Below are 15,484 nucleotides of genomic sequence, written 5' to 3'. Positions count from 1 at the left end.
CATGATGCTGATAATAATAAGCTAGCTATATTCTTTAATCTCATCGTTTTTCCCCCTGAATTATTACAAATATACCGATTATTGCTATAATTATACCTTTGGTGCAAAAATTAGTCAATATGTCCGCAATAAAAAGTTTTAACATGTTTTGTAAGTATTAGGAAAATATTATGCTCGCATATCAATAATAACGATGGTATCTTCTTCAAAAGGGCTAATAATTTTTCGGGCTTTGCCACTCAACGGAGTCTTGCTAGTATATTCTCCTGTAATAGTATTAAAGAAGCGATATGTGCCTATTCCTTTAAAGTGATCAACATATCCAATGCCGATGCCATAGTTTTCTTTAGGAATGTATCCAACAACAAGAGTGTTTTCTGTATTAGCTAACAGGTAGCCGCCACCCGAAAATYGGCCAAATTTATCTACAGGATATAGCTGGCTGTAATCATACGTTGTGAAAAAATCTATCATATGTTTGTAATAATCGAAGTGTGGYTCTGGTGTGGCTTCCCAAGGCATAAGAGTAATGCACCAAGACAGAGGTTGCCAATAATATGCAGAGTATGCACCTGCAAACATGATGTGATAGTTTCTTTTTAAACAAGTTTTAGCATTGGTATAATGGCCTGTAAATACTTGATACGGACCCTCTTCGTATCCGCCATGTTCTAAATTGAGCACCGGCTTATTGCTATGAAGCGATGTAAGGCGTCTGGTTTCTTTGTATATATCAAGATCCCAACTTTGAATAGAAATAATGTCGACAAGATCTTGGTACTTCTTACAAAAGTTGTATTCATGTACGGTTAGTAATCGTTTGTAGGTATCTAGCTTTCGAAGTCGCAAAATTCTATTGATGATATAATGAGCATCGCATCTTCCGTAAGCCAATGCTTCTTTGCTTATATCCCATAAAATGTTGGTAAACGGAGAATATCGTTTAACTACATAATCAAAATACATGTTGTCGGCAATGCTGCACGCATCAGGCCAGTTTACTTTTTTGTTCCATACATAAATCATTAGATGAGCAATGATGTTTTTTCGATCTAATAATTTAATAATTTTGTCAAGATGTTTAAAAAAATCAACATTTAGTTCACTGAAATCTGGGTTTGAGTTGCTACCCTTAAAGGGAAATATATCATCGTCATTGCCAAGATTGTGCTCTAAACGCAAATTTTTATCTAAAATCCAAGACTCATTATTAAATTTGAGATCATTAGCATAAACATTCATAATTATTTGATTTACATGGTTGTCGCTAAAATAATTTATCAAGCGTTCTAACTTATTGGTTTCTGATTTATAATCTATAGCAAATAACCAATCGCATTCAAAAGCATAAAGTTGATACGGAGTGCCGTTAGCATAATATAGTTTAGATGGATTTKCGGGATTTATTACAAGAGGTCCAGATTTTTTTTGACATGGATTAACTATTATTTCTCCGGTTTTGCCATCTAATTCAGTTAAATTAGAAATGATTGTATAATGATATTTGCCTATTTCTGAGAAGCTAAATCTAAGCAAAAAATTATCGTTTCCATTATAAACTCCATAGGCTTTATGTGAAAAAACACCATCTTTTTCTATATTAGCTTCTAATAYTAAATCAGTAAAAGGATTAAAATTGAATGTAGCGGTTAAATTAATATCTATTACTTCACACTGCATAAATACCTCCAATTGTTATTAAAAGATTAATAAYTTAATTTTTTTTGTAACAAAAATGCACCCCCCCCCCCGATAAAAATGGYGAGAGGTGCAATRATTGATTATAGTACATTTATTTCTTGRATAAAAAACTGCCCAGAGTCAGTATTTTTRGCKGGYCTAATTCGAATGCGTTTAAGACGATGTGTGGCCAGGTCTAATTTTGCGATATAAGATTTGAAGTTATCATCATTTGGTGTTATATCGAGTATAACAGACGTAGCTTCGTCCCAGTTAATATCGGGATTTTTTAGAGGAGCYGGAACAGAATTGTCAACGCTAGCTACTAAAAGTTCCATCTGCGTAGCATCAGTCAAATTTTTTAATATAATTTCGATCGCAGGCTTTTCGCCAAATCTAATACCAGCAGGCCAGATGACACTCTCTATTGTCGCATCGGTTGCTGTAATTTTTCCGGCTATAGAATTTTTGCCATCCCAACCCAAGCTGGTTCCAGAAATAGGATGGTAGCCACGGGTAGAACGATCAAATTTCCATGTGCGCTCAGACATTTTGTGGATTCTGGGATCTTGAATAGTTCCGTCGTCGTTAAAGTTGATTTCGACTATGCCAACACCTCGATAAAAATAAGATGTTTCTGGATACTCGCAAGTCATATAATATTTATCATGGTATATAAAAAAGTCGTTATGCTCATGAGAATTAGGTGCAAAAAATCCTAAATATTTGTATGGACCATATAAGTTTTCAGAAATACCATACTGACCTCCAGAAATTAGGTAGTACAATCCATTTCGTTGAAATAAGCTAGGTTTATCTCCCATTCGAACGTGCTCACCTTTTTCGTTAAGCATTTCTAAAAATCGAGGTTCACTAGTAATGCTGAGYAAATCATCTGCTAAGTTCATAATGTAGTATTTACCAGAGCCTACAATGATATACCAGTCATTACCTTCTGTATAAACAACGGGATCATAAGGTCTTGTGCCAGACACAATTGTGGAATCAATTAATGGATGACCCAATGCATCTTTGTATGGGCCTTCGGGTTTATCGGCAACTGCAACACCTGTGCTATCAGATCGATCCGAAAAGAACCAATAGTATTTGTTGTTCTTCTTCTTTAAATTTCCTGCCCAGCAGTTGGGTTTGTCACCTATATAAGTGCTTGTGGGTAAAATTTCTCCCACTTTATYCCAGTCCATCAAGTTGCTAGATTTGAGAATTATCCACTTGTCCATAATCCAAGTGTCCATAGTATCTGGACTTTTGTCGTGCCCGCATATAACATAGATATCATCGCCTTCTACAAGAGCGTGAGGATCTGCTAAGCCTTCTTCTGGAAAAAAGCTTTCAATAAATAATCTGTCCATATAAAAAGCAATCCTTTCTTAGTTGGTATATCCCATTTTAGCGAGATTGTCAATAGACTTTTTATAGCAATCATACTTATCAGCACCGTAAGTTTGATCTTGTTCAATAATAAGATATTTGGTGCCCAATGTTTTAGATACTTCTATAATCTCTTTGATATGAAGATTGCCTTCACCAATTTCGGCAAATCGRACGACATCATTAAATAAGTCAGGATTTTTGGCCTTAAACTCTTCATCGACTTTGTCAAGACGAGGGTGCGCAATTTTATAGTCTTTAAGGTGCAGAAGGTCTAATCTGTTGGCAAAATTTTTGATATACTCTTGAGGAGTTTCTCCRCCGCGTTGAACCCAAAAGACATCGATTTCAAATCCAGCATCTGGGCAAAGATCTTTAACAATATCAATTACATATTTACCATCCAGTTTCATAAACTCGCGGTGATGATTGTGTAAATGAAGCTTAAGTCCATGTTCTTTGAGCTTTTCTACATATTCATTAGTACGCTTGCAGTCATCTTCGATCTGAGCTCTGGTTCCTCCAATATTTCCTGGAAAAGAGCCAAGACGAATGTGCTCAACACCAAATTCTTTGGCAGTTTCAACGATTATATCGTATTCATCAATAAGCGAAGGGTTAAATTTTGACTTTTCTTTAGATTGCATAGCACCRCTAAGAGCGATCAATTCGATGCCAAATTCTTCGCGAGCCTTTTTTAAACCAGCAATGTTTTCTTTGGTAAGCGCTACCATAGAAAGTTCTACATATTTGCTACCAATTGTTGGAAATTTGCTAAAAACTTCGAAAATTCCTTGTTCGATAATTTCATTTCTAAACAGCATGCTTTGAATTGCKATCTTTTGCATATTTYTACCTCACTTTATAATGTTATCGTCAATAAAAAAAAATCGACTTAAATAAATTATACAGTATGATTTTAAATTTGTCATCAAAAAAAACACCCCCTAAGCAAAAGATGGCTTAGAAGGTGAGAAAAATAAATTTAATTAATAATTTTCATGTGCTCTGAGGGTTTGCACATCTATGTCTTGATTTGCTAATTTATATACAGTTAAATTTTTGCGTCCAAATTCCATAGCGTCACTATAGGAGTGCATAAACAAGTCTATATCCCAATCATCAATGGCTCCGCCAACATCTCCAGCGACCGCAACTCCATATCCATCAACATATAGAATTGTTCCCAGAGGGATAACGTTTCTATCCACGGCTACCATCCCGATAAAAGTTGGAAGACCAGTAGCAGTAATACCATTCCAAGGTGCATTTTCTACGTCAGTGTATGCGGTGGCGTGCATCGTATATTTATCAGTAAACTCATACTCAACACCAGAAAACTCGCATACAATGGTGTTGGCAGCTTTTGTTCCCTGTTTAATAATATGAACAACAGGTGCTGCAACAATTTTTTCATTTGTAACTACTTCAGATGTAATCTGATCACCAACCAAAGTTTGTTCAACGGTAAGTTCCTTAATGCCAGTTGAGCCTTGTTGCGATATAACAGTAGTGCCTTTGGTAAGAGTGTTGTCTTCTATAATTTGCGTTTCGTATGGAATAATTTCTTGAATCAATTTTACGACAGAAGTTTCGATTTCGTTAGATGTAGTTTGTGCTAGGACCTCTGGTGTAAAAGTTGAGACAGCTCCCGTTGATATTGCAAATACAGAAAACGTAGTAGCTGCAAATTTGATGAACCTTTTCATTTTAGGTTTACCTCCCTATTTTCAAATGTTATACATAGTATAGTATAGACGCTTCACCTGATAAATATGTCATAAATATTTAATAATGTTACAAAGTAATTAAATAAATATGGCRTTTATTAGCAAAAAGGACAAGTAAACAGATAAAAAATTCAAAAAACTATTAAGGATTTTACAAATTTTATATAGGACAAAGATATATATCATCAATAATAGAATTTTTATTAAATTATATTCGGTAAAATTTTAGTGCATTTCCATAAGTGATGGAAGCGACAGTATGAGCATCAACATTCTTAAGCTCAGATATTTTGTCGATAACCTGAACAAGGTGCTGAGAATCATTGCGTTTGCCGCGATACGGTTCTGGAGAAAGGTATGGCGCATCGGTTTCAATTAAAATGTTTTCTATAGGAATGCCTTCGACGACTTTTACAGTTTTCTTGGCATTCTTAAAGGTTAATGTGCCTCCTATTCCGATATATAGTCCCATTTTTATATATTCTTGAGCAAGTTCGAGGCTGCCACTAAAGCAGTGAACGACTGCGTTTTTTATATTCTCTTGCTTAATAATATTAAAGGTATCAAGATCTGCGTCTCTAGAGTGAATTACAATAGGTAAATYAAGTTCTTGTGCAAGATGAATTTGTTTTATAAAGTATTGTTTCTGCTTTTGACGAATTGTATTCTCGTAGTGATAGTCTAGGCCAATTTCTCCAATTGCAACGACTTTGGGGTGCTGGGCAAGTTGTCGCAAAATATCAAGATCATCATCGGTCATATTGTTAATATCATGAGGATGAACGCCAACGGTGGCATATATATTATCGTATTTGTCTGCAAGCTCAATGCATCGTCTGCTGGTAGAAATGTCAGCTCCTATATTTACAATCATATAATCGTTTGCGGCTAAAGTATCTAGCAATCTAAATTGGTCGGCTTCAAATTTAGGGTCATCATAGTGTGCGTGTGAATCAAATATTTTCATCAATGTCTCTCCTTTAATTTTTATACACAAAAAAAAGACAAGGTTGACCTTGCCTCCAAAAGGGTATAGTATGGGAATAACTATAAATATTTGGTAACCTTCGAAATCTTCAGGGGGAAGTGTTACCATTTTGATAGTTATGGATAAGATAATTAGAAAACTTTACGCTTCCTTTATTTTCCTAACCATAAATAAAATTATACCTTAACTTGATAAATTTGACAAGTACAAAAATTATTGCTTTTACTCTTTTTATTTGTAAAATTTTTATAACAACTATTACCAAATAATGCATTATTTACCATAATAAAGGCATTRAATTATACACGAACTTCGCCAACCAATCCTAATTTATGTTGATTATGCTCAAGAATAGGCCTTATGATGTCGGATAAATATAATTCAACTTGTTTGTCTGCCATGCCGATAAAATTTTCAGGAGCTAGCAGCCCTAACAACTCTTCTGCAGAAATTTGGAATGTTCCATCTGCCACAATTCTTTCGATCAAATCATTTGCCCCTCCATGTTGCTTTACATTGGCCGCGGCATCCATAGATAATATTCTAATCTTTTCGTGTAAAACTTGCCTATTGCCCCCTCGCTTAACTCCCTCCATCAAAATTATTTCTGTTGCCATAAACGGCAGCTCTTCTGCTATATGTTTTGCTATAATCTTTTCGTTTACAACTAGATCACTGGAGATATTTAAATATGTCTCGAGAATAGCATCTGTGGCCAAGAATGCTTCCGAAACTACAAGTCGCTTATTAGCACTGTCGTCGAGAGTTCGYTCAAACCATTGCGTKGATGCTGTGATGGCTCCGTTTATAGGCAGTGAAATAACGAATCTGCTTAAAGAAGAAATGCGTTCGCTTCTCATGGGATTGCGCTTGTATGCCATTGCGGAGGAACCGATCTGAGTTTTTTCGAAGGGCTCTTCGATTTCTTTGAGGTGAGATAGCAATCGCAGGTCGTTGCTAAATTTATATGCCGATTGTGCGACTGCAGAAAGTGCATTTAAAATTCGTGTATCGATTTTTCTGGAATAAGTTTGCCCTGTAACGGGAATGACATTGTCGTAACCCAGTTTGGCTGCAACCAAATGGTCGAGCTGCCTAACTTTTTCAATGTCGCCATCAAAGAGGTTAACAAATGTTGCTTGAGTGCCTGTTGTTCCCTTTGCACCTCGCAAGGCCTTATGCGCTAGAACATCGTCAATTTCTTCCAAATCCATAAGCAGTTCRTTGATCCAAAGAGTGGCTCTCTTGCCGACTGTGGTAAGTTGCGCTGCCTGAAAATGTGTAAATCCAAGAGTGGGAAGTTTTTTATATTTATCTGCAAATGCGGCCAACTTGGCAATAACATTAAGAAGCTTGGTGCGTATAATTTCCAGGCCTTCATACATGATGAGAAGGTCGGTGTTATCTCCAACATAGCAGCTGGTGGCACCCAAATGAATGATCGGGGCAGCGGTAGGTGCTTGCTCTGCATATGCGTGGACGTGAGCCATAACATCGTGACGTACTTTTCGCTCATACATATCTGCAATGTCATAGTTGATAGCGTATTCGTGAAGTTTTAAATCGGCTATTTGCTCATCTGTAATATTGAGTCCCAGTTCTTGCTCGGCTTCTGCGAGGATAACCCATAGCTTGCGCCAAGTTGTAAATTTCTTATTTTCCGAAAATAATTTCAACATCTCCTTAGAGGCATAGCGTCCTTCTAGAGGGCTTTTATATGAATCTTTCATAGGTCAAACTCCTTTATAAAATAGTTTAGTCTATTCTAGCAACTTTTACGCAATAGAACAAGTAGTACAAAAATCCTCCCCAGAAAAAGGAAGGATAACAAAAGGTTAATGAGTAGTTTCAGATGCAGAATCCGCAACAGAATCTACTGCAGAAGCATCTCTTTTTATATAAGAAAATCCAATAATAGCTGCTACTGCAAAAAATAGCACCAAAGTTATGCCCCAAGATCCCAAAAATTCTTGTATATTGCCTAAAAATATTCCATACAAAGCAAAGTCTGCATCTCCAAACATTTTGCCAAATGGGTCGAGCGCTTCAACAATAATTCCAGCCCCTGCAGATATAATTAAAAAATGTGAATAATATTTTGGCTTAAAGATTAGAATATTGTCAAGGAGGGAAAGTATGATGATAATTAGAAATGAAGCAACAACAGATTATGAAAAAGCCGAAGCGGTAGCTCGCGATGCCTTTTGGAATTTATATAAGCCGGGAGCAGAAGAGCATGTGCTATTAAAGCAAATGAGGACGCATAGGGATTATATACCAGAGTTGACGTTTGTGGCAGAAGTGGATGGCGAGGTTGTAGGGGCGGTCTACGCAACGCGCTCGAAAATTGTACAAACAGATGGCGCGGAGATTTCAACGGTGACGTTCGGGCCAGTTTTTGTTGCTCCCAATCTGCATAGACAAGGAATAGGTAGAGCGATGATCACACATGCTATTGCCGAAGCGAAAGAAATGGGGTTTGCGGCAGTGACGCTACTGGGATATCCGTATCACTATAAGCCATACGGATTTGCTGGAGGGAAGAAGTATAATGTTACAGCGGAGGATGGAAAGTTCTATGCAGGCTTACAAATATTGCCGTTGGCAGAAGCTGCAATGGCGGGAGTGAGTGGATATGCAGTATTTTCGGAGGTGTTCGAAGTGGATCTAGCAGATGTAGATAGAGTGGAGGCTGCGTTGCCATATAAAGAAAAGCGAGTGTTGCCTAGTCAGCAAGAATATGAGATAGCATGTCAAGAATTAGAAGAATAGACGCATAAAAAAAGGAGCCAAATTACAGCTCCTGAGTACTTATCAATGGATTAACAATGTTGATGCACACTTGTTGATAATATGTCTGATACAGGGTATCAGTTAGCGGTCCACTAGCCATAATGACAAGATTTTGATTAGGCAAGCCAAAACGATACGCAGGTGGATTATGTTCAAATTTTGTTAATACAAAGCCGGATCTTTCGTAAAACTTTTGCCGAGACTTTGCATATGCGTCTATGGGTGGATCGATTTCTAATATAACAAGTTTGCCTTTGTTTTGGATCAGTGCAAGAGTTTGAGTTCCAAGTCCTGCACCTCTTTTATCTTTGCAAATTGCAAAATGCTCTATATAAATATACTCGTCATATTCCCAATACATTATAATTCCAGAAAATACATCATCAACTAAAATAATATCATAATGATACTTTTCATCGTTTAGTACAAATTTTTGTGTAGCAGGCGCGCGGCTCTGCTCAGGTGGAAAATTCTCCAAATATAACGAGTATCCTTGATCGTAATTATTATCTTGCTTAACAATTCTCTGCAATTTTATCATTGTGTATACTCCAAATTTATTTTAAATTCTTAATGAATGTTACYGCAAAGCATAACCAACTAGCAACAGTTGGAATGTTTTCGACAGATTTGTTAACTAAATCGGTAGCAAGGCTTAGCCCATGRCCYCCRTTGGGATATATGTGAAGCTCAAGTGGAATTCTATGTGCTGTTGCCTCATTRGCAAAGAGTAGAGCGTTTTCTACTGGAACAGCTTGATCCTTATATGTGTGCCATAAAAAAGTTGGTGGCAAATCGGCAGTAACATGCTTTTCGAGCGATACGAGATCTCGTTGCTCTTCTAGGTGCTCTTCGCCGAKCAAGTTTTGTATGGAGCCGTTGTGTGCCTTATCTCCGGCAGTAATTACTGGGTAACATAAGATTAGTGCATTGGGCTTAAATTCTTCTGCAGAAGTGGCGACATCTGCTAAGATATGGCTGTTCCAAAACACACCGAGACTTGCTGCYAAATGTCCGCCAGCAGAAAATCCGCATACTACAATCTGGTTTGGAGCAATATTCCACTCTTGGGCATTGTCTCGAACCATTTTTACCGCAGATGCGAGCTCAAGTAGTGATGTAGGAAARCGGTTTGGAGCGACYGAGTATCTAAGCACAAAGCAAGTGATTCCCTTTGCAATAAAACCTAAAGCAATCGGAGTTGCCTCTCTATCTGATGTAAATCTATAACCTCCGCCGGGACATATAATTACTGCAGGACGCGTCCGGTCGGCACAATATTCGGCAGTATTTTGGAGGATATATCCCGTGAATGATACGGCTTCTTCGGGGGCATCTAATTTCAATTTATCATAGGCAACGTTTAGATTGATTTGTTTTATTATCATAATTTAAATTCCTTTACATCATAATATATTGGTTATAATCCTTTTGTAGATCATATCTCAAGTAATCGATAAAGTCATTTAGAAATGCGGCGCAGTCTTGGTAGGTTACAAATTTTTGAGGAAAAATATATCCGTTAGTGGAAGGAATAATTCCGATTTTTGTCGCAGCGTAGATACTGGTTTTTGCATAGTCTGATATTTGGTTATCATCAATAAAAGGAGTTTGCGGATTTACAACGCCAAGCCCCAATCTCAAAAGGCCAATTGCGCGAACGTTGAAGACTATCATCTGCTCTCGAGTGAGTGGGTCATCGGCATTAATGTCACCGCCAATAACTAATCCTGCGTCGAATGCGGCTTTGGCATATACATATAAATCATGAGCAGTRTCTAAATCTTTAAACGGATTTTCTTTTGCAGCATTATTTTTGTTGCGTCTATCATCTAGATTAGGCAGTGGGATCCGCAACGCCTTAACGAGCATCTTTACATATTCACCACGCGTTACAACTTGCTGCTCTGAAAATCCAAGAGGGTGCATATCGAAAATACCCATAGCATACATCTTCTCGACATCCGACTTTGCAGGGTGCCCGATCATATTTTCTAARAATGGCATCGTCAGTTGTTCAAGCGATGGCTTGGTATCTGCCACATAAATAGCCCCACTGCGATCTCGAGGATGAACTTCATCACCAGCAACGAGCATATTGTATGTTATGGCACCCTCTCCCTTAATGAGCTCTTTGAAATTGCCGGCAAAGCTAATTGCAATAGGTTCGTTGCCAGAGTATGCAAGCTCTTTGCTCATAGTTGTCATGGGAGTTTCTTCTATATAATATTGGTTATCTCCGGTATCCACAGTGATGTTGCGTTTTTGAGTTTCGCTTTTTGCAAAGGCCTGGTCATAGCCATATACTCTGCTATCAACCGTTAATGTGGTAGCATTGTCGCCGTCTCCGCCCGACGTATAGACTGCATTATAAAACACATCGCCGCTATAATATTTAACACCTGGTGTATAGTCTTCTATAATGCTTTTTGAAAATGTGGATTGATCGGCATCCAAATTGTACGCAGTTCCATCTGCAACTACCACCTCAGTCCAGTTTGATACTTCTGAGGATTTTGTGATTTGGTTCGTTAGATCATTTTTTACATAAATAGTATCTAAAGTTAGAGTCCTGCTAATTTCGGTTTGCTTATCTGCACTGACAGCTTTGATGATATACGTCTCTTTGTAATCTCCCGATGTGGAGTCGAGATCAACTTCGCCAGGTCTAATATCTAGTGTTCCGGTAACAACAATGGGTTCACCCGTTAAATATATAACCTCTTTATAAGGAAGAGTGTATTGGTCGTCGAAATTAAATTTATCTTGAGCAAGAGCGATTCCGGTTGGAATTTTGGTTCCTGGTGTAGCCCCGCCAAAGTAGCCAAGTTCACCTTCAAGTGCAAATGTGTTAGTCGTCATAATCCCTAAACAGAGGACTACACCTAAAAATTTTTTCATTTTGCTCCCCCTATTCAATAATCGCTATTTAACTAGCATAATGTATCCATCTACCTGTGGTGCCTCATCATCATCGCCGCCACCGTTTGCGTCATCTATAAGATTGAGCAATTCGTCGGTAAGCATCACAGATACTTTATCCCCTTTTTTGAGTTTGGAAGAATCTACCAATTCGCCGTTTTTAATAATTAAGCTTCCTGGCAACATTGTAAATTGAACCCCCAAATTTGTTTGATCTAATTGTCTCCAAAGATTTTCGTCCACATTATAATAGAAGACATCTTTTAGTGAGACGTTGCCATCGTCATCAGCATCGAATATCTCGCCTTTTGCCACTTCTCTGGTATATGGAATTTTAGAAACGGCAATGGCTCTGTCGCCGTCTGCAACGATGGTAAATATTTCGCTCATTTCTGTTGTTGGGCCATAGTCTAAAAACTCGTTGAGTCCATCTGCGTTAAAGCCCTCCTCGTCTACATAAAATCTGGTGTCATTGTCGAGCGCAAAAGTTCGAGGCTGCGGATGATAATGCCATTCATCATTTTTTAGCAACGAAAATGTTTCAACTACAAATAAGTCGTGATCATCAATTTTTTTAATAGTTCCGCGATATATGGTAAGTGGCCCTTGCCCGATATTTTCAACGGTTTTGGCAACAAGCAAGTTGTCGTCTGAATCAATTACGGCCTGAATTGTATCTCCCACCAAGATATTTGCTGGCGATACCAAGCGCTCTCCTTTTATAATGATCGAATCTGCATTGGGAATAACCACGTCGCCCCCAAGTAACCGAATTTCTGTTGCAGATACATCTACTACCATATGAGGATCGAGGCTTTTGGTAAACCCATCGCTCAGAGACATCTTGGCAACGCTRTCTCGGCCCAAGAAGTTTTCTATCGCAACATACGCAGTCATATCTGAGCCACTAATATATTTGCTTACATAGTCGAAGGATGTGCGAGTTCCTTCTATATAGGCATTAAAATTACGAGGATCTGTATTAAATGTTGCGATATCGATGTATTGCCCAAAGCCAGTTTGCTCTAATAATCGAGCATCTGCAAGTTTGAGGGTGTTGTCAAATCCACCAAGCTGAAGAACATTGCCTTTATATATGTCATTTACTATTCTGCTATCTGGATCAACAACGATCTCTATAACATCTTCTTCTATAATGCCATGGCCGAGATGCTTGCGAGACAGCAGAAATTTAGCCCACTCGCCAGGACGTATGCTCGATAAAGAGATTGGACGACCTAACTTGGTTGCAAATGTGGAAATAGGAGTAATGTATCTAAAAAATTGCCCTTCTTCATCTGTAAAAGTGATTTCGGCGTTTCCTTGATTGAGAAAGCGTATATTGTTGATTTGACCATATCTCATTGTGTAGTCAACATAAGCGCTGATATATTGAATGTATCCTTGCGAATCAGTGCGCAAATAAATATTGTCGCCGGGTTTGATATTTTCTATTGTCGTGTCTCTTCCGTCATATTCAAACGATGGAAAAAGTTCATCTATATAACCAACTCGGTCTTCGATTTCTTCGATATTTTGTTTTTCTACTGCAAGGTCTGAAGTATAGTATGGAGCGGTCACTATTGCTCCGTCTTTATTTTTATAAGTGAGATATCCGAGCATTGGATAATTTTCGATCACGAGACCGCGGTCTTCGTAAATTGTACCGACCAATGCTTCGTTGTATTCGTCTTCTGTATAATAAAAGTTTATAGCGTATATATTTGGTACTGCGGTAAAAAACGTTAATGCAGCTAAAGCAGCAGTCAGTGCTCTTTTCATCTTTACCCCCCGATTGATTTTTGTCGTTGTCAGATCAAAAATGTAAAATTGCCTATAATTTATATTTCGGTAAAATTAGCAAGAAAATTATTACAGCAGTGTGACTTTTAGGAGTATTTTGTATTACTTGGTATTTTGAGTCAATTTAGTGGCTTGGCCCTTTAGATGATAAGGGATTACTGCGAGAATGATGGTACAAATTTTGTTTATTAGACCGGGAATAATGAGAGCCTTATCTTGAAGGGTTCCGTTGTATGCGGCTGATGCGACGCGAGCGGGATGCATTGCGGTGAGATTTGCAATGGTGCTTTTTTTCAGATTAGCACGCGATTGAAAATTGGTTTTGGTTGGTCCAGGTGCAAGAACGCTAACTCGAAGCCCCTCGGCTCTCAATGCCAAGCCCAAGCTGAGAATATATGCTTTTGATGCGTAGTAGGTCGCCATATATGGGCCGGGCGCAAACGCTGCGGTAGATGCGACCATCAGTATATGTGCGTTCTGATGAAGTAGTGGAAGTACTTTCTTTAAGAAAATGGTGGAAGCGGTGATGTTTACGTTTATAATATTTTCATCGGCCATTTTTGATGCAACAGAAAATGAACCGAAGTATCCAACGCCTGCGTTATTCATAAAGAATGTGATATTTTTGTGGAGCGGAGCAAGCTTATGAAGTAGTCGATCTACTTCTTCTTCAGAGGTTAGATCAACTTTATATGTGAGAACATCAAGCTCAAATGTATTTACAATCAGATAGGCCAGGTCGTCYAGCTTTTTGGTGTTTCGACCTAGCGCAATGATGTTGTAGCCTTCTTTTGCAAGCTTGATTGCCATTGCAGCACCGATGCCGCTGCTTGCTCCTGTGATAAGTGCGTATTCTTGCATAATGGATTCTCCTTAAAATTCTAATTTCATGATGATGGCATCCTCGGGAGGACACTTATAATAGTTTTTGCGAACAGAGATCGGTACAAATCCAAACTTGGCATATAGATGCTTTGCGGTGGCATTGGATGCGCGAACTTCTAAAAAAGCAGAGACAGCGGCAGAAYTTTTTAATGAAGCAATCAGAGTGGTTAATAAATTTGTTGCAATGCCAAGATTGCGATGCGTCGTCGCAACGGCTACGTTGGTGATGTTTGCTTCGCCCACTACTAGCCAATATCCTGCGTAGCCGACAATAGTACCGGCATCGGTGGCAACGAAGTATGTTGCAATTGGATTGTTAAGATCAGTTAAAATTTCCAGATGACTCCATGGTAGGCTAAATGTTTGTGCCTCTATTGCGGAGATTTCTGTTGCGTCTATATTTAATGCTTTTCTAATTGTCATGTTCGAGTTCCGCTTGAGGCTTTCTAATATATATTGGGGCAAATGTATTTGCGTTGGTGGTTTCACCATTTTTATATTTCGTTTCGGCTATCATTGCCAATGCAGAAGCGCGAGTATATTCTATAAAGCTGGGCGCAAACGTCGCGGCATCGCCTAAGGCTTCGGTGATTTTATGGCGATAAACGTTTAGWCCGTCKCCCACAAAGTAGACTTGGCTGTTTTCTACAGTAAACTTGGCAAGCATATCATCTAATTCAATGGCCAAATACTCGCTAGTTCTGGTGGTTGGTGTAGTATAAGTTGCTGTGTATACTTGATTTTTGCGAGCATCTAAGATGGGGCATATGATTTGGTTGCCAGCAGGTGCAGCAGCAGCTAATATATCGAGCGTGTTTACTGCAATGATAGGAATGTTGAGTGCGAGGCACATAGCTTTTGCGGATGCGGCACCGATCCGAAGACCAGTGAAGGATCCCGGACCAGCGGCAATAGCGATAGCGCATATGTCTGCAAGTTGAATATTTAAAATTGAAGTGAGAGATTCGAGCATAGGCATAAGTGTTACAGAATGAGTTAGCTTATCATTTATAAAAAATTCTCCCAAAATTTTGCCGTCACGAATAAATGCGACGCTTCCAGACTGGCTGGATGAATCAATTGCTAAAATTAACATTTTACTTTACCTCTATTGTTCTAAAATTTTCGCCGCGTTGTAAGTCTTTATCGATGTAGATCCACTTTGCGGTAGGAGGAATTTCATCGGCAACTTTATTGGCCCACTCAACGAGACATACGCCGTCGCCATAAAAGTATTCTTCAAAACCTATATTATATAGTTCATCGATATCTTCGATTCTGTACATATCAA

16 protein-coding genes are annotated in these 15,484 nt (G+C 38.4%); 1 reads left to right on the top strand and 15 read right to left on the bottom strand.

Annotated features, from left to right (window positions below; genetic code table 11):
• Positions 1–168: 168 nt before the first annotated feature.
• From EPU_RS12325 to EPU_RS10260, 7 genes are all read right to left on the bottom strand, one after another.
• Complete coding sequence (locus tag EPU_RS12325; RefSeq protein WP_052296512.1) at positions 169–1,680, bottom strand: apiosidase-like domain-containing protein; 1,512 nt, start codon at positions 1,678–1,680, stop codon at positions 169–171.
• A gap of 101 nt (positions 1,681–1,781) precedes the next feature.
• A complete protein-coding gene (locus EPU_RS10285) occupies positions 1,782–3,053 on the bottom strand; it encodes a family 43 glycosylhydrolase (RefSeq protein ID WP_029488369.1) in 1,272 nt (423 codons plus the stop codon).
• Positions 3,054–3,071: 18 nt separating this feature from the next.
• Positions 3,072–3,920 (bottom strand): sugar phosphate isomerase/epimerase family protein, encoded by an 849-nt coding sequence (locus EPU_RS10280; protein ID WP_029488368.1) that lies wholly within the window; start codon positions 3,918–3,920, stop codon positions 3,072–3,074.
• 141 nt (positions 3,921–4,061) lie between these two features.
• Positions 4,062–4,781 (bottom strand): G5 and 3D domain-containing protein, encoded by a 720-nt coding sequence (locus EPU_RS12895; RefSeq protein WP_010169096.1) that lies wholly within the window; start codon positions 4,779–4,781, stop codon positions 4,062–4,064.
• 229 nt (positions 4,782–5,010) lie between these two features.
• Positions 5,011–5,769, bottom strand: a complete 759-nt coding sequence (locus EPU_RS10270) for a TatD family hydrolase (protein ID WP_029488367.1) — start codon at positions 5,767–5,769, stop codon at positions 5,011–5,013.
• 320 nt (positions 5,770–6,089) lie between these two features.
• Positions 6,090–7,520: an adenylosuccinate lyase gene (purB, locus tag EPU_RS10265; protein WP_029488366.1), complete on the bottom strand. Its 1,431-nt coding sequence runs from the start codon at positions 7,518–7,520 to the stop codon at positions 6,090–6,092.
• Between the two features lie 105 nt (positions 7,521–7,625).
• A complete protein-coding gene (locus tag EPU_RS10260) occupies positions 7,626–7,790 on the bottom strand; it encodes a hypothetical protein (RefSeq protein WP_156778438.1) in 165 nt (54 codons plus the stop codon).
• A 136-nt stretch (positions 7,791–7,926) separates the two neighbouring features.
• Here EPU_RS10260 and EPU_RS10255 point away from each other — a divergent pair, with 136 nt between their 5' ends.
• Positions 7,927–8,562: a GNAT family N-acetyltransferase gene (locus EPU_RS10255; RefSeq protein ID WP_010169087.1), complete on the top strand. Its 636-nt coding sequence runs from the start codon at positions 7,927–7,929 to the stop codon at positions 8,560–8,562.
• A 22-nt stretch (positions 8,563–8,584) separates the two neighbouring features.
• Here the strand turns inward: EPU_RS10255 and EPU_RS12315 are convergent, their stop codons facing one another.
• From EPU_RS12315 to EPU_RS10215, 8 genes are all read right to left on the bottom strand, one after another.
• Complete coding sequence (locus tag EPU_RS12315) at positions 8,585–9,124, bottom strand: GNAT family N-acetyltransferase (protein ID WP_010169086.1); 540 nt, start codon at positions 9,122–9,124, stop codon at positions 8,585–8,587.
• A gap of 16 nt (positions 9,125–9,140) precedes the next feature.
• Complete coding sequence (locus tag EPU_RS10245) at positions 9,141–9,971, bottom strand: alpha/beta hydrolase (RefSeq protein ID WP_029488365.1); 831 nt, start codon at positions 9,969–9,971, stop codon at positions 9,141–9,143.
• 13 nt (positions 9,972–9,984) lie between these two features.
• Positions 9,985–11,484, bottom strand: coding sequence for a hypothetical protein (locus EPU_RS10240; protein ID WP_029488364.1), 1,500 nt, complete (start codon positions 11,482–11,484; stop codon positions 9,985–9,987).
• Positions 11,485–11,508: 24 nt separating this feature from the next.
• Positions 11,509–13,287 carry a hypothetical protein gene (locus EPU_RS10235; RefSeq protein ID WP_029488363.1) on the bottom strand — a complete coding sequence of 593 codons (1,779 nt, stop codon included), beginning with the start codon at positions 13,285–13,287 and terminating at the stop codon, positions 11,509–11,511.
• 123 nt (positions 13,288–13,410) lie between these two features.
• Positions 13,411–14,169, bottom strand: coding sequence for an SDR family NAD(P)-dependent oxidoreductase (locus EPU_RS12310; RefSeq protein WP_010169082.1), 759 nt, complete (start codon positions 14,167–14,169; stop codon positions 13,411–13,413).
• Positions 14,170–14,181: 12 nt separating this feature from the next.
• Positions 14,182–14,616: a ribosomal protein S18-alanine N-acetyltransferase gene (gene rimI / locus EPU_RS10225; RefSeq protein ID WP_010169081.1), complete on the bottom strand. Its 435-nt coding sequence runs from the start codon at positions 14,614–14,616 to the stop codon at positions 14,182–14,184.
• Positions 14,606–15,289: a tRNA (adenosine(37)-N6)-threonylcarbamoyltransferase complex dimerization subunit type 1 TsaB gene (tsaB, locus tag EPU_RS10220; RefSeq protein ID WP_010169080.1), complete on the bottom strand. Its 684-nt coding sequence runs from the start codon at positions 15,287–15,289 to the stop codon at positions 14,606–14,608. Before tsaB ends, rimI begins: the two co-directional genes overlap by 11 nt.
• A 1-nt stretch (position 15,290) precedes the next feature.
• A partial coding sequence (locus tag EPU_RS10215) for a tRNA (adenosine(37)-N6)-threonylcarbamoyltransferase complex ATPase subunit type 1 TsaE (protein WP_010169079.1) occupies positions 15,291–15,484 on the bottom strand: 194 nt, incomplete at its 5' end.

Source organism: Candidatus Epulonipiscium viviparus, assembly GCF_000171335.1.
In the GTDB taxonomy this organism is placed as follows: Bacteria; Bacillota; Clostridia; order Lachnospirales; family Cellulosilyticaceae; genus Epulonipiscioides; species Epulonipiscioides viviparus.
The sequence above is the reverse complement of the archived record's forward strand: the minus strand, read 5'-3'. Positions and strand labels throughout refer to the sequence as shown.